Below are 1,257 nucleotides of genomic sequence, written 5' to 3' on the forward strand. Positions count from 1 at the left end.
TGAAGTGGTCAAGTAAAACTGTACACCTTTATAGGTGTTTAAATTAAGCGGCTGCTTCCATCACCACTGGCGGTAAATAGTTGTTATAACTATGGCCCCGCTTAGTGTTGTAATGCTGCAATATATATTTGAGCGTGTCCCTTTCCGCTTCTTCATAACTGTTATAGCACTCTTTGGGCATCCACTCCGTTTTGAAACTTCTAAAAAATCGTTCCATTGGGGCATTATCCCAACAATTTCCACGTCGACTCATACTTTGAGTTATTTGGTATTTCCATAATGCCTGCCTGAATTGAAGGCTGGTGTAGTGGCAACCTTGATCTGAATGAAACATCACATTTTGTGGTCGACCACGACTTTCATAAGCTATTCGAAGTGCGGCACAGGTTAAATCACTATTTGGACTATCTGAACACGCCCAGCCCACAATTCTTCGAGCAAATAAGTCCATAACAACGGCTAAATATAACCATTTATTACCCGCCCAAACGTATGTCACATCGCCGCACCAAACTTGATTTGATGCTTTAACATTAAATTTTCTATTTAATAAGTTCGGGGCTATTTTTGAGACATCTTCAGATATTTTATATTTATGTTTATTCGGCTGTTTACTTATAATACCAAGCTCTTTCATTAAGCTAGCAGCTTTATAACGACCAATATTTTCACCTTCTTGAGTAAGCTGACCCGCTATTGTCCTTGCACCCGCAGAGCCTCTACTACGACTATGAATATCAACAACTTTTTGACGAAGCAATGCTTTTTCAGGCGTAACAATACCGCGATTTTTAAGTCGATAGTGGTAGCTACTACGAGGTATTCTAAATAGCTTACATAGTGGCTTTATTGAATGAGGCTCTTTTGATAATGCTGCAATCAAATCTATCGTTTGATGCTGTCCTGCATTAAAAGAGCGGAAGCTTTTTTTAGAATATCGTTCTCCCACTCAATCTGTTTAATTTTTGCTTCGAGCTCTTGAATACGTTTTTGTTCTGGTGTCATGGCTTTTGACGTTGGTGTTATTCCACCATGTTCTTGCTTTAGCTGAGCAACCCAGCGACTCATTGCTGTGTATCCGACACCAACAGCATTGCATGCTTCTTGTATTGTGTAGCCTTTATTTAGGACTAAATTAGCAGCATCGTGTTTGAATGCGACTGAATAAGTTGTTCGAGCTTTTTTCATTATGTACACCATTTTGATATTAAGAGTATTTTATCCTATTTAGGTGTACAAGTTCATTAAGCCACAACA

1 protein-coding gene is annotated in these 1,257 nt (G+C 38.8%); it reads right to left on the minus strand.

The window, feature by feature from the left end:
- Positions 1–43: 43 nt before the first annotated feature.
- A protein-coding gene (locus CIK00_RS21050) for an IS3 family transposase (protein ID WP_101770497.1) occupies positions 44–1,188 on the minus strand; the annotation gives its coding sequence in 2 pieces (ribosomal slippage) (positions 44–924 and positions 924–1,188; 1,146 coding nt in all).
- Between the last annotated feature and the right edge of the window lie 69 nt (positions 1,189–1,257).

This window comes from Photobacterium carnosum, from assembly GCF_002849605.1.
Classification (GTDB): Bacteria; Pseudomonadota; Gammaproteobacteria; order Enterobacterales; family Vibrionaceae; genus Photobacterium; species Photobacterium carnosum.